Origin of the sequence: Streptomyces sp. LN549, from assembly GCF_043203805.1 — a bacterium.
Classification (GTDB): Bacteria; Actinomycetota; Actinomycetes; order Streptomycetales; family Streptomycetaceae; genus Streptomyces.
In genome coordinates, this window is record NZ_JAZHRI010000002.1 from 7,787,425 (window position 1) to 7,804,158 (window position 16,734).

The window sequence follows — 16,734 nt, forward strand, 5'->3', positions numbered from 1 at the left end:
CAGGCACAGGCAGGCACAGGCGGACACCGCCGGCCACGGCCAGGCCGGGGCCCTGCGCACCACGAATCGACGCGTCGATTCCAAGACAAGGCGGAAGGAGGAGGACGCATGGCAGCGCTCGAGATCCGCGCACTGTCCGTGGGCTACGGCCCCGTACGGTCCCTGCGCGACGTCTCCCTCGATGTGCCGGCCGGCGCGATCACCGCCGTACTCGGCGGCAACGGGGCCGGGAAGACCACGCTGCTGCGGGCCGTCTCGCGGACCCTCGGCTTCCACCGCGGGACGGGTACGGGCACCGTCCACTTCGACGGACGGCCCCTGGACGGGCTGCGCCCCGCCCAGGTGGTGGCCGCCGGAGTGGTCCAGGTGCCCGAGGGACGACAGGTGTTCGCCCGGATGACGGTGGCCGACAATCTGCGGGCGGGCGCCCTCGGGGCCCGCGGCGGCCGCAAGGCGTCGGCGGGCGCGCTGAAGCGCGTACACGAACTGTTCCCCGTACTGGGCCGGCGTGCGCACCAGCGCGCCGGGCTGCTGTCGGGCGGCGAGCAGCAGATGCTGGCGATGGGCAGGGCGCTGATGGCCCGGCCCCGGCTGCTGCTGCTCGACGAACCCTCGCTCGGACTCGCCCCGTTGATGGCGCAGCGCATCGCCGAGACGGTGCAGGAGATCAACGCGTCGGGCACCTCCGTCCTGCTCGTCGAGCAGAACGCGGCGATCGCCCTGCGGCTCGCCTCCACGGCCTACGTCCTGGAGGTCGGCGAGGTCACCCTTCAGGGGCCGGCCGACGAACTCGCCGCCTCCGACGAGGTGCGCCGCCGCTACCTGGGTGTCGTCGACGAGACGGCCGCCGAGGACGCGGACCGGGCCTCCGCGGCCGTACGCACTCTGAGCAGGTGGTCCGCATGACCATCGCCCAGGAGACGGCCCAGGTCGCAACCGCACCGGCCGCACTCGCCGTCCGTGACGTCACCGTGCGCTTCGCCGGACTCACCGCACTCGACGGCATCTCCTTCACCGTGGAGCCGGGAAGCGTGCACGCCGTCATCGGCCCCAACGGGGCAGGGAAGTCGACCTGCTTCAACGTGTTGTCCGGGGTGTACCGGGCCGCGTCCGGCACCGTCCACCTCGGTACGACGGAACTCACCGGACTCGCCCCGCACAAGATCGCGCACCTCGGCGTCGCCCGAACCTTCCAGAACCTCGCGCTCCCGCCGCACGCCACCGTCGCCGACAGCCTCCTGCTCGGCCGGCACCGGCTCACCCGCGCCGGGTTCCTCGCCAGCGGACTGCGCCTGCCGTCCGCCGCCCGCGAGGCCCGCCGCCATCTGGACCGGGTCCGTGAGATCGCCGAATTCATCGGTCTGGACAAGGAACTGGACCGGCCCGCCGGTGCGCTTCCGTACGGACAGCAGAAGCTCGTCGAGCTCGGCCGGGCGCTCTGCATGGAGCCGCAGGTCCTCCTCCTGGACGAACCCGTCGCCGGGATGACCGCCGACGAACGGCGGCGCACCGCCGCGGTCGTGGCCGGGGTCCGCGACAGCCTCGGCATCTCGATCGTGCTCGTCGAGCACGACATGGGCGTCGTGATGCGGCTCGCGGACGCCGTGACCGTACTCGACTTCGGACGCAGGATCGCGGACGGCACCCCCGCCGAGGTCCAGAACGATCCGGCCGTCGTCCAGGCCTACTTGGGGGCACAGGAATGACCACCTTCATCGAACTCCTCCTCGGCGGCCTCTCCATCGGCTCGGTCTACGCGCTGATCGCGCTCGGCTTCGTCGTCATCTTCAAGGCCACCGAGGTCGTCAACTTCGCCCACGCCTCCCTGCTCCTCGCGGGCGGCTACGTGACCGCCGTGCTCCACGACGACATCGGCTTCTGGCCCGCGCTCGCCGTCGGCATCGCGGGCGCCGCCGTCGTCGGAGCGGCCGTCGAGTTCCTGGTGATGCGCCGCTACCGGGGCAGCGACCACAGTGTGCTGGCCATCGTCACCATCGGCGTCGACATCCTCCTGACCACCGAACTCACCCGGCGCATGGGCACGGACGTGCTCGCGCTCGGCGACCCGTGGGGCGACGGCGTCGTCACCATCGGCGGCGTCACCCTCGCCGAGACCCGGATCGCCGCGTTCCTCGCCGCCGGCCTGCTCATCACCCTGTTCCTGCTCGCCTTCCGCTTCACGTCCTGGGGCGTCTCGATGCGGGCGGCCGCCGAGAACCCGCAGACCGCGGCCCTGATGGGGATCAAGCTCGGCCGGGTCTCGCTCGCCGCCTGGGCGGTGGCCGGAGCGCTTGCCGCGGTGGCCGCCCTGTTCCTCACCGTCTTCCCCACACCCGGCCTGGAACGGGCCACTTCACTGGCCGCCCTCAAGGCCTTCCCCGCCGCCATCCTCGGCGGACTCGACTCGACGACCGGGGCCCTCGCCGGGGGGCTGATCGTCGGTGTCACCGAATCGCTCGCCACCGGCTACCAGAGCGACCTCTCCTTCCTGGGCCGTGGCATCGGCGACCTCGCCCCCTATCTGGTGATGGTGCTCGTGCTGCTCCTGCGACCCGCGGGACTCTTCGGTACGAAGGAGCTCGCCCGTGTCTGACACCACGACCACGACACAGCCGGACACCGCGGTGAAGCCCGCGGCCGGCACATCCGGGGCCGCACTCGCCACCCGGCTGCGCCGTCCGCGCACCTACCTCTGGGCCGTCGGCTCGGTACTGCTGCTCGCGTTCCCGTTCTACCTGGACCGCTTCTGGCTGCAGGCCGGACTGTTCGCGATGGCGGCCGCCATCGGCGCCATCGGGCTCAACCTCCTCACCGGCGCCACCGGCCAGCTCTCCATGGGGCACGCCTTCTTCCTCGCGGTGGGCGCCTACGGCTACTGCGTCCTCGCGGGGGACAGCAGTACGGAGAACGGGCACGAGCTCTCCGGACTCGGCCTGCCCAGCTGGCTCGCCGCCGTGCTCGCGGTGCTCCTCGCGGGAGCCGCCGGCGGACTGTTCAGCCCCATCGCGAGCCGGCTGCGCGGGGCCTACCTGGGCATCGCGACCCTGGCCCTGATCTTCATCGGCCAGCATGTGCTGTTCAACGCGGGCTCCCTCACCGGCGGCTTCAACGGCCGTGCCGTGCCGCCCCTTTCGCTCTTCGGATTCGACTTCGACGACACCGAGGTCATGGTGGCCGCGGTGCCGTTCCAGTCCTCCGAGAAGCTCTGGTACGCGGCGCTGCTCGCGCTGCTCCTGAGCGGCCTGTTCGCCCGCGGAGTGCTGCGCGGCCGGCCGGGCAGGGCGCTCAACGCCATCCGGGACCACCGCATCGCGGCAGGCGTGATGGGCGTCCCGGTGGCCCGCTACCGGGCGGGCGTCTTCGTCCTGTCCTCGATGTACGCCGGACTGGCGGGCGTCCTGCTCGCGCTGGTCTTCCAGCGGACCGTGCCCGAGTACTTCGGCATGGTCCTGTCCCTCGAATACCTCGCCATGATCGTCATCGGCGGGCTCGGCACCGTGGCGGGAGCGGTCGTCGGGGCCGCGTTCGTCTCGCTGCTGCCGCAGCTGCTCACCCACTACAGCGATTCCCTGCCGCTGGTCTCCGCCCCCGGTACGGGCGGCCTGGCTCCGGGCGAGGCATCGCGCTACCTGTACGGCGCCGCGGTGGTCGCGGCTGTGCTGTTCCTGCCCGGCGGCCTGACACGTCTGATGAAGAACTCAGGAGAGAAGAAATGAAACTGCGTGTGCTCGGGGCCGTGTGCGCGGCCCTCACCCTCACCCTCGTGGGCTGCAGCGAGAAGGCCAAGTCCTCCGACGAGGGAGCCCAGGACAAGAGCGGTGTGAAGACCGGCGAGGGCGTCACGGACTCGACGATCACACTGGGTGCGCTCACCGACATGACCGGTGTCTACGCCTCGCTCGGCAAGAGTGTCACCCAGGCCCAGCAGCTCTGGGTCAAGCAGACCAACGCCGCGGGCGGCATCTGCAAGCGCAAGGTCGAGCTGACCGTGCGCGACCACGGCTACGACCCGCAGAAGGCCATCGCCGGATACACCGAGCTGGAGCCGAAGGTGCTGGGCTTCGTCCAGTTCATCGGTTCGCCGTTCGCGGCGGCGGTCAAGCAGCGCATCGACGGCCAGGACAAGGGACTCGTCCTGCCGCAGGCATGGTCGGCGAGTCTGCTCGGCAGCAAGTACGTCCGTGTCATCGGCGCCACGTACGACGTCGAGACGATCAACGCGATCGACTACCTGCTCGCCGAGAAGCGCATCGCCAAGGGCGACAAGATCGGTCATGTGTACTTCGAGGGCGACTACGGCGAGAACGCCCTGGCCGGCTCGAAGTACGCGGCGAAGGAGGCGGGCCTGACCGTTGTCGAGCAGAAGATCAAGCCCACCGACAACGACATGACCGCCCAGGTCGCCGCGCTCAAGCAGGCCGGAGTCAAGGCCGTCGTGGTCAGCGCGGGCCCGCGTCAGGCGGCCTCACTGGTGGGCGTCGCCGCCGCCACCGGCTTCAAGGTCCCGGTCGTCGGCAACAACTCGGCGTTCGCCCCCCAGCTGCTGAAGACGCCGGCAGGCCCGGCCCTGGAGCACGACTACTACGTCGCCGCACCCACCCTGCCGATCGGTGACCCGGCCGCCGGCCCGGCGAAGCTCGCCAAGGAGTACGGCGCCGAGTACCCGAAGGACGGCCTCGACAACGGCGTCATCGCGGGATACAACGCGGCAAGACTGTTCGGTGAGGTACTGAAGAAGGCCTGCGCCTCGAAGGACCTCACTCGTGAGGGCATCGACAAGGCCCTGCTGACCATCGCGGACTTCGGCAGCGACTTCGGGATGGCCCACGACTTCTCCGACCCGACGGCGCCCTCCAGCCGGGAGAGCGTGATCATGAAGCCGGACGCCAAGACCCCCGGCGGCCTCAAGACCGTCAGGCCCGCGCAGGCGGCAGCGGCGGCGAAGTCCTACACGCTGAAGTAGTCCGACTGCTTCGACGACGGCCGCCGGACGGCACGCATCACGGGTGCCGTCCGGCGGTTCTTCGCGGTCCGGTCAGCTGGTGTAGGCCTCCAGTTCGGAGAGCTGTGCGGCCGGCCATCCGGTGTTGGCGGTGAACGTGAGCCGCAGATAGCGGGACGGTGTGCCGGGCAGGGTGACGGTCGCCTGATTCCCGCTCGACGGATCGAAGGTGTAACCCGATGAGGACTTCAGCGAGTTGAACGTGCCGTTGTCGGAGCTGCCCGACACGCTCAGCGTCTGTGTGCGGGTGGACCAGGCGGCCGCCGGGGGCAGTTTCAGGACCAGCCGCTTGACCGCCTTGGCTGCGCCCAGATCCACGGTGATGGTCTGCGGGAAGGCGTGGTTGGTGCTCTCCCAGTAGGTGTTCGCGTTGCCGTCCACGGCGTTGGACGCGCTGTACACGTCCGCGTGGCCGGATTCGGTGACCGCGCGGCCCTGGGCGAGGTTGCCCGTCTCGGCGGGCGGGTCGGTCGGGTCGGTCGGCGGGTCGGTGGGCGGGTCCGTCGGACCACTGCCGCCGCCCGGCACCCCGCCGTTGGTCCACACCGGGTCCGGCCAGTTGCCGGTGCAGGCCGGCGGGTCGGCGTACCAGCCGGAGTTCCCACTGCCCCGGGTGATCTGGAATCCGCTGCCCACGCAGTTGTGGATCGGGTTGGCCTGCGCGATGTGCGTGGCCACGACATTGGTGAAGGTCGCCGTGCCCGGCGACTGGATCTGGAGGGCGTAGGTGCCGGCGCCGTCGATCTTGATGTTGTCGAAGTGCAGCCCGTTCGTCGCACCCTCGATGAGGTGGATCGCGGCGTAGGAGCTGTCCAGCACCTCGGTGTCGGAGATGTTGACGGTGGCGTTGATCGGTTCGTTGAGACCGCTGAACCAGATCGCTCCGACGCCGAAACGCCAGTTGTAGTCGTTGTTCCCGGTACGGATGAGAGTGTTGCGCGCTGCTGTGGTCGTGCCGGAAACGGCCGTGCCCTGACCGGAGTTGACTCCGGGGTAGCGGTTGGCGATGTGCAGCCCGCCGCCGTTGGTGATGGTGTCCGACATGACGTTGTCGGAGATGGTGATGTCCTTGCCGCCGTACGTGACGATGTTGTTGGCCAGGATCGGCAGGATCACGGTGTTGAACGTGAACTTGTTCTTCACGTTCGGAACGTTCTCCGCCCACATCGCCAGACCGTCGTCACCGGAGTTGCGGACGAAGGTATTGGTGACGGTGGAGTTGGTGACGCCGTAGTGGAAGTTGACGCCGTCCGCGGTCTGGTCCAGGATGCGGCTGTTCTTGATGGTGAAGTTGTCCATCGGGCCGTCCATCCAGGCACCGCACTTGGTGTGCTGCATCCAGACGTTGTCGACGGTCGAGTTGGACAGCGCCCCGCCGATGGCGTTGACCTGGTCGTTGTCCTCGCGCTCCCGGATGTCGCCGATGATCGCGAAGTCCTTGAGCGTGACGTTGCTGCTGCCGCCCTGCGCGGCGTACTTGCCGTACACGCCGACGGCCTTGCTGCGGTTCGACGGGTCACGTCCGGTCAGCACCGAGTACCAGGGGCCGGCGCCGCGCAGCGTTACCTTGTCCACGACGATGTGGTCGCGGACCTGGAAGGTGCCCTGCGGGATGTACACCTCCTTGCCCTGCGCCTTGCCCGCGTCGACGGCCGACTGGATCTTGGCGGTCGAGTCGGCGGCCCCCGTCGGGTCGGCACCGAAGTCGGCGACGACGTCGAGGGCGCCCGAGGGCTTGGCGGTGGGTGCGGCCACCTGCTCGAAGTCCGCCAGGTCGATGGTGAACGACGGTGAGGCGGCGGTGGAGGAGACCTGCAGCCGGACCTTCGTGCCGGCCGCGAGGGTGGACCCGAACATCGTGCGGGCCTCGTCGTAGAAGTGGTGCGGGTTGGTGTCGCCCGGGTTGTTGTTGAAGGGGTATCCGCCGTAGTACCAGCCGTACTTCGAGGTGACGGGCACCGCCTTGGGGGAGGCGCCGTTCACCGTCACGTCGATCGAGGCGTCCCGGCCCGATCCGGCGGCGTTGTCCGGCAACGAGTACCGGAAGGACATGGCGTTCGCGGGCGCCGTGAGCGTGAACTCCACGTACTCACCGACCGCGTCCAGCGTCACGGCCTGCCGGCCCGATGCCTCGGAGGGCAGCGTGCCGTACAGGCGGTTCGGGCCGATCAGCGCGCCGTTGGTGGCGGCGTACTCGGCTTCCTGCTCCTTGAACGGAACGGTCGCGCCGCGACCGGGAACCGCCAGCGGGGAGGGGGCGGGGACCCCCGCCGCCCGGGCGGGCGGGGCGCTGGACAGGACCACGGCGGCGGCGGTGCCGAACGCGGCGAGTGCCAGCGAAAGGGAGGCGGATATGGATCGTCTGAGCAACTGGCGTCGGGGTGGTGGGGTCACGTGAAAGTCGTCCTTGCGGCTCGTGGGGGCTCTTCGGACGCCCCACAGGCTAGGAGCAGGGCCGCAAGGAAGTCCACGCTGCTGCGCAAATTTCTGCTCTCACTACTCAAATATATGACTCAGATCTGTGAGGAATGAGCACTTCGAGGTAGTTGATGGGGTTTGGTCGCCGGGCAGGCGGGTGCGCAGTGTGCCGGGCCGCTGTGCCGGCGGTCCGCTGGTGGAGTGCAAAAGATTCGCACTGGCCCGGAAAAACTCGGGCTCTGGTGGTCTCCGCTGCGGTGGAATGGCGGGGAAACCCGTTCAGGTGGTTTCGCTTCTCATTCCATACGCCGCTCCGCGAGTCAGCGCTTCTCTTGAGGTCCGGCGCACTCGAATCGGCGCTTCATCTCTTCGCGGAGTGGGGTTTGCATGACCAGCGGTCTCATCATGTTCGCGGTACCCGAGCGCAAGGAAGGTGAAAGCGCCAGAGCCGGGCAACTGCGCCGCATCGAGCGCGTGCTGGTGGACCGGGGATTCGAGGTGCGCAGAGCGTTGACCGCTCACGATGCGCTGGCGGTACTGCGGACCGAAGCGGGAATGGTCGCGGCCGTCGTGGACTGGGAACTTCCGAAGACGGATGCGGACGGCGGTGAGCCAGGGGGTGCCGATGTCCTGCGCCAGGCCGACGGGCGCTTTCGGAACCTTCCGGTCTTTCTCGTCACGGACGGCGACGATCTGCAGCATCTGGCGAGTCCGTCGTCGGCTATATCTGGCCCTTGGAGGATACCGCCCCCTTTATCGCGGGACGGATCGTAGCTGCGTCCCGCACTTACCGGGAAGGCCTTCTGCCGCCGTTCTTCAAGGCGCTGCGCCGTTTCGACGACGCCCATGAATATCCCTGGCACACCCCGGCTCACGCGGGGGGAGTCGGCTTCCTCAAGTCGCCGGTGGGCCGGGCCTTCCACGACTATTTCGGGGAACGTATTCTGCGCAGCGATCTGTCGATCTCGGTGGAGGAACTCGGATCGCTCTTCGAACACACCGGTGCGGTCGGCGACGCGGAGGCGAACGCCGCCCGGATCTTCGGCGCCGACCGCACGTATTTCGTTCTGCACGGCGATTCGACCTGTGACCGCATGGTCGGGCATTTCAGTGTCACCCGCGACGAGATCGCCCTCGTGGACCGCAACTGCCACAAGTCCGTCCTGCACGGTCTCGTCCTCTCGGGCGCCCGGCCGGTATACCTGATCCCGACCCGCAACGGTTACGGACTCGCGGGGCCGCTGCCGCCGGGCGGGATCGAGGCAACGGCGATCGCCTCCAGAATCGCCGCGAACCCGCTGGCCCGGGGCGCGGTATCCGCCGAGGCACAGTACGCGGTGCTCACCAACTCCACGTACGACGGACTGTGCTACCAGTCACTCCAGGTCGCCCGGGCCCTCGCCCCCAGCACACCGCGGCTCCACTTCGACGAGGCATGGTTCGCCTACGCCCGCTTCCACCCCCTCTACGCGGGGCGCTACGGCATGGCGGTGGACACGGAGAGCTTTCCGGAGCCCGAGCGGCCGACCGTCTTCGCCACTCAGTCGACGCACAAGTTGCTCTCGGCCATGTCGCAGAGCGCCATGGTGCACGTCAGGTCCGCCCCGCGGGCCCCGGTCGAGCACGACCGGTTCAACGAGGCGTTCATGATGCACGGCACCACCTCGCCGCTGTACCCGATGATCGCCTCACTTGACGTGGCCGCTGCGATGATGGACGGGCCACAGGGCACGTGGCTGATCGACGAAGCGGTGACGGAGGCCATCCGCTTCCGCCAGACGATGGTGCCGCACGGCACAGCGGATCGCGCAGGCCGGTGACCGGCCTGACTGGTTCTTCGGCGTCTGGCAGCCCGATACGGTCACCGACCCCGTCACCGGCGACCGGGTGCCCTTCGCCGAGGCCCCGCCGGCCCTGCTCGGCGCACACCCGTCGTGCTGGGAACTGGAACCGGGCGCCGACTGGCACGGCTTCGACGGCCTCTCCCAGGGCTACTGTCTGCTCGACCCGGTCAAGGTGACCCTCACCTGTCCCGGTATCGATGCGACCGGACGCATGGCGGAGTGGGGCATCCCCGCTCGCGTACTCACTGCCTATCTGGCCACCAGGAACATCGTGGTGGAGAAGACCGACAGCTACACCACGCTGATTCTCTTCTCGATGGGGATCACCAAGGGCAAATGGGGAACCCTGATGGACGCCCTGATGGATTTCAAGACGCTCTACGACCAGGACGTCCAGCTGTCGGACCTGCTGCCCGCACTGGTGGCGGAACACCCGGGACGCTACGCGGGCAGCAGTCTGCGGGGACTGTGCCGGCAGATGCACGACCACCTGCGGCAGGGGCGTCTGGTGGAGTTGCTCGACACCGCGTTCCAGGAGCTTCCCGTGCCCGTCGTTCCGCCTCAGCACTGCTATGAACGACTCATCCGCAGTGGCACCGAGCGGGTGCGCCTGATGGAGGCCGCCGACCGTGTGGCCGCGGCCATGGTCACCGTCACGCCGCCGGGCATTCCTGTCCTGATGCCCGGCGAGAACACCGGCGGTCCGGACGGTCCGCTGCTGGGCTACTTGACCGCGCTCGAATCGTTCGACCGTTCGTTCCCCGGATTCCGGAGTGAGACCCACGGTGTCACGCGCGACCCGGAGACCGGCGACTACCTGATTGAGTGCGTCCGAGCGGACCCGGCCTGAGGGCTGTCCCCGCCAGGAATTGCGGGACAGCCCTCAGGCACTGTCACACGAGTGAGACGCCGACGCTCCGCCGGGCTTCGGCAAGGCACACGGGCGTCACGCTCCGACTGAGCCGGACGACATGCACGAGGGCCCGGATGCTGGGGAGCATCCGGGCCCTCGTACATGATGTGCGGACTACGGCAGCTGAGCCGCTCGTGCCTCGCGCCGGTTGTCACGGAAGGTGTTCACCCGGCGGGCGGTCGCGAAGAGCGGGATCACCGCACCCAGGACCACCTGGAGCGCACAGCCGGTCTGCAGCAGCAGCTGACCACCGGGAGCGTCGAACGCCCACGCGGCCAGGAGCCCCATCGCGGCCACGATCCAGCCGAGCATCGCCACCGCGAGAACGCCCCGCGGCTTGGGGTACTCGACCCGGCTGACCATGAGCCACGCCACTCCGACGATCGCGAGCAGCGTCGGCACGAAGGGCAGCTCCAGGAGCACGATCGAGATGACCGTGAGCGCTCCGAAGGGGCTCGGCATGCCCTGGAACATGCCGTCCTTCAAGGTCACGCAGGAGAATCTCGCAAGCCTGAGCACCACCGCCAGCAGCACCACGATCGCTGCGAGCGCCGAGACCCGCTGGTGTGCGTCGTCCGCGACCATGCCGTACACGAGGACGAAGTACGCCGGGGCGAGCCCGAAGCTGACCAGGTCCGACAGGTTGTCCAGCTCGGCACCCATCGGCGAGGAACGCAGCTTGCGGGCCACGAGACCGTCGAACAGGTCGAAGATGGCGGCCATCAGCATGAGGATCACGGCGGTGGCCGCGGAGTGCCGCGCCATGCCGCTCTCGTCGCTGCCCGTGAGGTGCGGGATGAGGATCCCCGTGGTGGTGAAGTACACCGCCATGAATCCGCATGTGGCGTTACCGAGGGTGAGGGTGTCCGCTATCGACAGCCGCATGGAGAGCGGCATGTCCTCTGCGTCGTCCTCGGCCTCGGCCTCCGGCACCCAGCCGGCCTGTGTATCAGGATCAATCACGGTCAATTCGAGTCACCCCCGCGGTGGTGGCCTGTCCGACCTCGACCGCGACATCGATACCTTCCGGAAGGTAGATGTCGACCCGGGAGCCGAACCGGATCAGGCCGATGCGCTCGCCCTGTTCCACCTTCGTGCCCTTCGGGATGTAAGGGACGATGCGACGGGCGACCGCGCCCGCGATCTGCACCATCTCGATGTCGCCGAGCTCGGTGTCGAAGTGCCAGACAACGCGCTCGTTGTTCTCGCTCTCCTTGTTGAACGCCGGGACGAACCCACCGGGGACGTGCTCGACCGATGTCACCGTGCCGGCCAGGGGCGCGCGGTTGACGTGCACGTTCAGCGGGCTCATGAAGATCGCGACGCGGGTACGCCCGTCCTTCCACGGCATGATGCTCTGCACCACGCCGTCGGCCGGTGAGATGACGCGCCCCTGGGTGATCTCGCGCTCGGGGTCGCGGAAGAACCACAGCATGCCCGCCGCGAGCGCGGTGGTGGGCACGGCCACGGCCGCCCAGCGCCCGGACCTGCGGGCCCGGGTCAGGCTGAGTGCGGCGGTGGCGACGGTCGGCAGGAGCCACGGCGAAGCTCCGCGTGCGATGCGGACCCCGCCGCGTGGTGCGGAGGTATGGCTGTCGGGCATGGATGACCTTCGTAGCGGATGAGGCCGCGCTGGCAACGGGGGACGGCGGCTTTCCGGCGATGTTATCGGTTGCGGACCGCAACTGGGCAAGCCAGCAGCCGAGTCGGACGTCTGGAAGGCACCGGATGAGGATGACAGGGTGTGATCTTCTTCGCGGCTAAATCACCACGAAAGGGACAATCAACCCTGGAAACGGTACTCCTCGAGGAGTCGGCGCCCGATGATCATTTTCTGGATCTCGGCGGTACCTTCACCGATCAGCAGCATCGGGGCCTCACGGTAGAGGCGCTCGATCTCGTACTCCTTGGAGAAGCCGTAACCGCCGTGGATACGGAAGGCGTCCTCGACGACTTCCTTGCAGTACTCGGAGGCGAGGTACTTCGCCATCCCTGCCTCCAGGTCGTTTCGCTCCCCGGAGTCCTTTTTGCGCGCTGCATTTACCATCATCGCATGCGCGGCCTCGACCTTGGTGGCCATTTCGGCCAGCTTGAACTGGATCGCCTGGTGCTGGGCGATCGGCTTTCCGAAGGTGTGGCGCTGCTGTGCGTAGGAAACGCCCAGTTCGAATGCACGCTGTGCGACGCCGCAGCCACGCGCAGCCACGTTTACGCGGCCGACCTCCACGCCGTCCATCATTTGGTAAAACCCTCGGCCGGTGGTGCCGCCCAGTACGCGATTGGCCGGAATGCGTAGTCCGTCCATGATGAGCTCGGTGGTGTCGACGCCCTTGTAGCCCATCTTGTCGATCTTTCCCGGGATGGTGAGGCCGGGCCGGACCTCGCCGAATCCGGGCTCCTTCTCCACCAGGAAGGTCGTCATCGACTTGTGCGGGGGCGTGCCCTCGGGGTGGCCTTCGTCACTCCGGCACAGGACGGCGACGAGCGAGGACGTGCCGCCGTTCGTCAGCCACATCTTCTGGCCGTTGAGGACGTACTCGTCGCCGTCCCTGACGCCCTTGGAGCTGATCGCCGAGACGTCGGAGCCCAGCGCCGGCTCGGACATCGAGAACGCGCCACGGACCTCACCCAGTGCCATCCGGGGCAGGAAGGTGTCCTTCTGCTCCTGCGTGCCGTGCTGCTTGAGCATGTACGCCACGATGAAGTGCGTGTTGATGATTCCCGACACGCTCATCCAGCCGCGGGCGATTTCCTCCACACACAGCGCGTATGTGAGAAGCGACTCACCCAGACCCCCGTACTCCTCGGGAATCATCAGTCCGAACAGGCCGAGTTCCTTGAGCCCCTCGACGATCTCGATCGGGTACTCGTCGCGGTGCTCCAGCTGGGTCGCGACCGGAATGATCTCCTTGTCGACGAAATCCCGGACCGTGGAGAGGATTTCCTGCTGGACGTCGTTGAGTCCGGCCGTCTGGGCGAGTCGCGTCATGGCTACTTCTCCACGTTCTTCTGCGAAGGCTGCTTCAGCTCCGGGCGGCCGGGCTGCTCGCCGCCCCGCTCCTTGATGTACGTCTCGGTGGGGACCATGACCTTGCGGCGGAACACGCAGACGAGGGTGCCGTCCTGCTTGTAGCCCTTGGTCTCCACATAAACGATTCCGCGGTCGCTCTTGGACCTTGACGGCGTCTTGTCCAGCACGGTGGTCTCGCCGTAGATCGTGTCGCCGTGGAAGGTCGGCGCCACGTGCTTGAGCGACTCGACCTCCAGGTTGGCGATCGCCTTCCCGGAGACGTCCGGGACCGACATGCCCAGCAACAGCGAGTAGATGTAGTTGCCGACCACGACGTTCTTGCCGAAGTCGGTCGTCTTCTCGGCGTAGTTGCTGTCCATGTGCAGCGGGTGGTGATTCATGGTCAGCAGGCAGAAGAGGTGGTCGTCGTATTCGGTGACGGTCTTTCCGGGCCAGTGCTTGTAGACCGCACCGATCTCGAATTCCTCGTACGTGCGTCCGAACTGCATGATCAGGCCTCCGGAGCTTCGAACTTGGAGGTGCGCTGCATGCCGGCCGCGCGGCCCTTGCCCGCGATGACCAGGGCCATCTTGCGGCTGGCCTCGTCGATCATCTCGTCGCCGAGCATCGCGGAGCCCTTCTTGCCGCCCTCCTCGGAGGTGCACCAGTCGTAGGCGTCGAGGATGAGCTCGGCGTGGTCGTAGTCCTCCTGCGAAGGCGAGAACACCTCGTTGGCCGCGTCGACCTGACCGGGGTGCAGCACCCACTTGCCGTCGAAGCCGAGCGCCGCGGCGCGGCCGGCGACCTCGCGGTACGCGTCCACGTCGCGGATCTGGAGGAACGGTCCGTCGATCGCCTGGAGGTCGTGCGTACGGGCCGCCATCAGGATGCGCATCAGGATGTAGTGGTAGGCGTCCGCGCCGTAGCCGGGCGGCTGCTGGCCCACGACCAGGGTCTTCATGTTGATCGACGCCATGAAGTCGGCCGGGCCGAAGATCAGGGTCTCCAGGCGGGGCGAGGCCGCGGCGATGTCGTCGATGTTGACGAGGCCCTTGGCGTTCTCGATCTGCGCCTCGATGCCGATCTTCCCGACCTCGAAGCCCATCGTCTTCTCGATCTGGGTGAGCAGCAGGTCCAGCGCGACGACCTGCTGGGCGTCCTGGACCTTCGGCAGCATGATGCAGTCGAGGTTCGGGCCCGCGCCCTCGACGACCGTGATGACGTCGCGGTACGTCCAGTGCGTCGTCCAGTCGTTGACCCGCACGACCCGGGTCTTGCCCGTCCAGTCGCCGTTGTTCAGCGCGTCGACGATGTGATGACGGGCGCCCTCCTTGGCGAGCGGCGCGCAGGCGTCCTCCAGGTCGAGGAAGACCTGGTCGGCCGGGAGGCCCTGGGCCTTCTCCAGGAACCGCGGGTTCGAGCCGGGCACGGCCAGACAGGAGCGGCGCGGGCGCAGACGGTTCACGGCAGCCGAGGGGTGCGCGGCGGAGCCGCCCGAAATCGGGGTGGTGGCGGGCGACGGGCTGGGCGTGGTCATGCGGGGACCTCCAGAGGGTCGAGCTTGTTCGCTTTCCGGATCTCGTCGACGATACGGCCGATGATCTCCGTGATACCGAAGTCCTTCGGGGTGAATACGGCGGCGACACCGGCCTTGATCAGGGCGTCGGCGTCCGCGGGGGGAATGATCCCGCCCGCGATCACCGGGATGTCGCCGGCGCCGGTGCGGCGCAGCCGGTTCAGTACGTCCGGCACCAGCTCGGCGTGCGAGCCGGACAGGATCGACAGACCGACGCAGTGCACGTCCTCGGCGACGGCGGCCGAGACGATCTGCTCGGGGGTGAGGCGGATGCCCTGGTAGACGACCTCGAAACCGGCGTCCCGGGCGCGTACGGCGATCTGCTCGGCGCCGTTGGAGTGTCCGTCCAGGCCCGGCTTGCCGACGAGCAGCCGCAGCCGGCCCGCGCCCAGGTCCTCCGCGGTCCGGGCGACCTTCTCGCGGACGAGCGCCAGCGGGGTGCCCGCCTCCGCCGTCACCGCGACCGGGGCCGAGGACACGCCGGTCGGTGCGCGGAACTCACCGAAGACGTCGCGCAGGGCCCAGGACCACTCGCCGGTGGTGACGCCCGCACGGGCGCACTCGACGGTCGCCGCCATCATGTTCTCGGTGCCCGCCGCGGCCTTCTTCAGGGCGGCCAGTGCCTCGGTGGCGCGGGGTTCGTCGCGGTTGTCGCGCCACTCGTGGAGCGCGGCGACGACCTTGGCCTCGTTCGCCGGGTCGACCGTCATGATCGCCCCGTCGAGGTCGGCGGTGAGCGGATTGGGTTCGGTCGTCCCGTAGATGTTGACGCCGACGATCTTCTCCTCGCCGCCCTCGATCCGGGCGCGCCGGGCAGCGTGCGAGGAGACCAGCTCGGACTTGAGGTAGCCGGACTCGACGGCCGCCATGGCGCCGCCCATCTGCTCGATCCGGTCCATCTCGGCGAGCGAGTCGGTGACCAGCTCGTCGACCTTGGCCTCGATGACGTGGGACCCGGCGAAGATGTCCTCGTACTCCAGCAGATCGCTCTCATGGGCGAGGACCTGCTGGATGCGCAGCGACCACTGCTGGTCCCAGGGCCGGGGAAGCCCCAGCGCCTCGTTCCAGGCGGGCAGCTGCACGGCGCGGGCGCGGGCGTCCTTGGAGAGGGTGACGGCCAGCATCTCCAGCACGATGCGCTGGACGTTGTTCTCCGGCTGCGCCTCGGTCAGACCGAGGGAGTTGACCTGGACGCCGTAGCGGAAGCGGCGCTGCTTGGCGTCGGTGATGCCGTAGCGCTCCCGGGTGACGCGGTCCCAGATGCGGCCGAAGGCGCGCATCTTGCACATCTCCTCGATGAAGCGGACGCCCGCGTTCACGAAGAAGGAGATCCGGGCGACCACGTCGCCGAACTTCTCCTCGGGCACCTGCCCGGAGTCGCGGACCGCGTCGAGCACGGCGATCGCCGTCGACATGGCGTAGGCGATCTCCTGGACCGGGGTGGCTCCCGCCTCCTGCAGGTGGTAGCTGCAGATGTTGATCGGGTTCCACTTCGGGATGTGGTTGACCGTGTACGTGATCATGTCGGTGGTCAGCCGCAGCGAGGGGCCCGGCGGGAAGACGTGCGTCCCGCGCGAGAGGTACTCCTTGACGATGTCGTTCTGCGTGGTGCCCTGGAGCTTGCCGGGGTCGGCGCCCTGCTCCTCGGCGACGACCTGGTAGAGCGCCAGCAGCCACATCGCGGTGGCGTTGATCGTCATCGAGGTGTTCATCTGCTCCAGGGGGATGTCCTGGAACAGGCGGCGCATGTCGCCTAGGTGCGAGACGGGCACGCCGACCCGTCCGACCTCGCCGCGGGCGAGGATGTGGTCGGGGTCGTAGCCGGTCTGGGTCGGCAGGTCGAACGCGACCGACAGGCCCGTCTGGCCCTTGGCGAGGTTGCGCCGGTAGAGCTCGTTGGACGCCTCGGCGGTCGAGTGACCGGCGTACGTCCGCATGAGCCAGGGGCGGTCCTTCTGACGGCCGGTCATG

Annotated in this window: 15 protein-coding genes; 8 read left to right on the plus strand and 7 right to left on the minus strand. The window is 68.4% G+C overall.

Features of this window, described 5'->3' with window-relative positions; all coding sequences use genetic code 11:
* The first annotated feature begins 108 nt into the window (after nt 1–108).
* From SH922_RS34650 to SH922_RS34670, 5 genes are read left to right on the plus strand one after another with little or no spacing between them, the layout of a single operon-like run.
* Nucleotides 109–906: an ABC transporter ATP-binding protein gene (locus tag SH922_RS34650; RefSeq protein ID WP_393062506.1), complete on the plus strand. Its 798-nt coding sequence runs from the start codon at nt 109–111 to the stop codon at nt 904–906.
* Nucleotides 903–1,706: an ABC transporter ATP-binding protein gene (locus SH922_RS34655; protein ID WP_393062507.1), complete on the plus strand. Its 804-nt coding sequence runs from the start codon at nt 903–905 to the stop codon at nt 1,704–1,706. The genes SH922_RS34650 and SH922_RS34655 overlap by 4 nt, the downstream gene beginning before the upstream one ends.
* Entirely contained in the window at nt 1,703–2,593 is an 891-nt protein-coding gene (locus SH922_RS34660) for a branched-chain amino acid ABC transporter permease (RefSeq protein WP_393062508.1), read from the plus strand. Before SH922_RS34655 ends, SH922_RS34660 begins: the two co-directional genes overlap by 4 nt.
* Nucleotides 2,586–3,716 (plus strand): branched-chain amino acid ABC transporter permease, encoded by a 1,131-nt coding sequence (locus SH922_RS34665; RefSeq protein ID WP_393062509.1) that lies wholly within the window; start codon nt 2,586–2,588, stop codon nt 3,714–3,716. The genes SH922_RS34660 and SH922_RS34665 overlap by 8 nt, the downstream gene beginning before the upstream one ends.
* Nucleotides 3,713–4,963 carry an ABC transporter substrate-binding protein gene (locus tag SH922_RS34670; RefSeq protein ID WP_393062510.1) on the plus strand — a complete coding sequence of 417 codons (1,251 nt, stop codon included), beginning with the start codon at nt 3,713–3,715 and terminating at the stop codon, nt 4,961–4,963. The genes SH922_RS34665 and SH922_RS34670 overlap by 4 nt, the downstream gene beginning before the upstream one ends.
* A 72-nt stretch (nt 4,964–5,035) precedes the next feature.
* Here SH922_RS34670 and SH922_RS34675 read toward each other — a convergent pair whose 3' ends face one another.
* Entirely contained in the window at nt 5,036–7,396 is a 2,361-nt protein-coding gene (locus tag SH922_RS34675) for a discoidin domain-containing protein (RefSeq protein WP_393062511.1), read from the minus strand.
* 411 nt (nt 7,397–7,807) lie between these two features.
* Here SH922_RS34675 and SH922_RS34680 point away from each other — a divergent pair, with 411 nt between their 5' ends.
* The 3 genes from SH922_RS34680 to SH922_RS34690 are packed head-to-tail and all read left to right on the plus strand — an operon-like array spanning nt 7,808 to nt 10,114.
* Complete coding sequence (locus tag SH922_RS34680; RefSeq protein WP_393062512.1) at nt 7,808–8,194, plus strand: Orn/Lys/Arg decarboxylase N-terminal domain-containing protein; 387 nt, start codon at nt 7,808–7,810, stop codon at nt 8,192–8,194.
* Nucleotides 8,155–9,240 (plus strand): hypothetical protein, encoded by a 1,086-nt coding sequence (locus SH922_RS34685; RefSeq protein ID WP_393062513.1) that lies wholly within the window; start codon nt 8,155–8,157, stop codon nt 9,238–9,240. The genes SH922_RS34680 and SH922_RS34685 overlap by 40 nt, the downstream gene beginning before the upstream one ends.
* Nucleotides 9,224–10,114, plus strand: coding sequence for a hypothetical protein (locus SH922_RS34690; RefSeq protein ID WP_393063774.1), 891 nt, complete (start codon nt 9,224–9,226; stop codon nt 10,112–10,114). The genes SH922_RS34685 and SH922_RS34690 overlap by 17 nt, the downstream gene beginning before the upstream one ends.
* 177 nt (nt 10,115–10,291) lie before the next feature.
* Here the strand turns inward: SH922_RS34690 and pssA are convergent, their stop codons facing one another.
* From pssA to SH922_RS34720, 6 genes are all read right to left on the minus strand, one after another.
* Nucleotides 10,292–11,110, minus strand: coding sequence for a CDP-diacylglycerol--serine O-phosphatidyltransferase (gene pssA, locus SH922_RS34695; protein ID WP_328898482.1), 819 nt, complete (start codon nt 11,108–11,110; stop codon nt 10,292–10,294).
* 22 nt (nt 11,111–11,132) lie between these two features.
* Nucleotides 11,133–11,780, minus strand: a complete 648-nt coding sequence (locus SH922_RS34700) for a phosphatidylserine decarboxylase (protein WP_393062514.1) — start codon at nt 11,778–11,780, stop codon at nt 11,133–11,135.
* Between the two features lie 180 nt (nt 11,781–11,960).
* On the minus strand, nt 11,961–13,166 hold the full coding sequence (locus tag SH922_RS34705) for an acyl-CoA dehydrogenase family protein (protein ID WP_393062515.1): 1,206 nt from the start codon (nt 13,164–13,166) through the stop codon (nt 11,961–11,963).
* 2 nt (nt 13,167–13,168) lie between these two features.
* A complete protein-coding gene (locus tag SH922_RS34710) occupies nt 13,169–13,696 on the minus strand; it encodes a MaoC family dehydratase (RefSeq protein WP_393062516.1) in 528 nt (175 codons plus the stop codon).
* Nucleotides 13,697–13,698: 2 nt separating this feature from the next.
* A complete protein-coding gene (locus SH922_RS34715) occupies nt 13,699–14,724 on the minus strand; it encodes an HpcH/HpaI aldolase/citrate lyase family protein (RefSeq protein WP_393062517.1) in 1,026 nt (341 codons plus the stop codon).
* On the minus strand, nt 14,721–16,733 hold the full coding sequence (locus SH922_RS34720) for a protein meaA (protein WP_393062518.1): 2,013 nt from the start codon (nt 16,731–16,733) through the stop codon (nt 14,721–14,723). The genes SH922_RS34715 and SH922_RS34720 overlap by 4 nt, the downstream gene beginning before the upstream one ends.
* Nucleotide 16,734 lies beyond the last annotated feature (1 nt).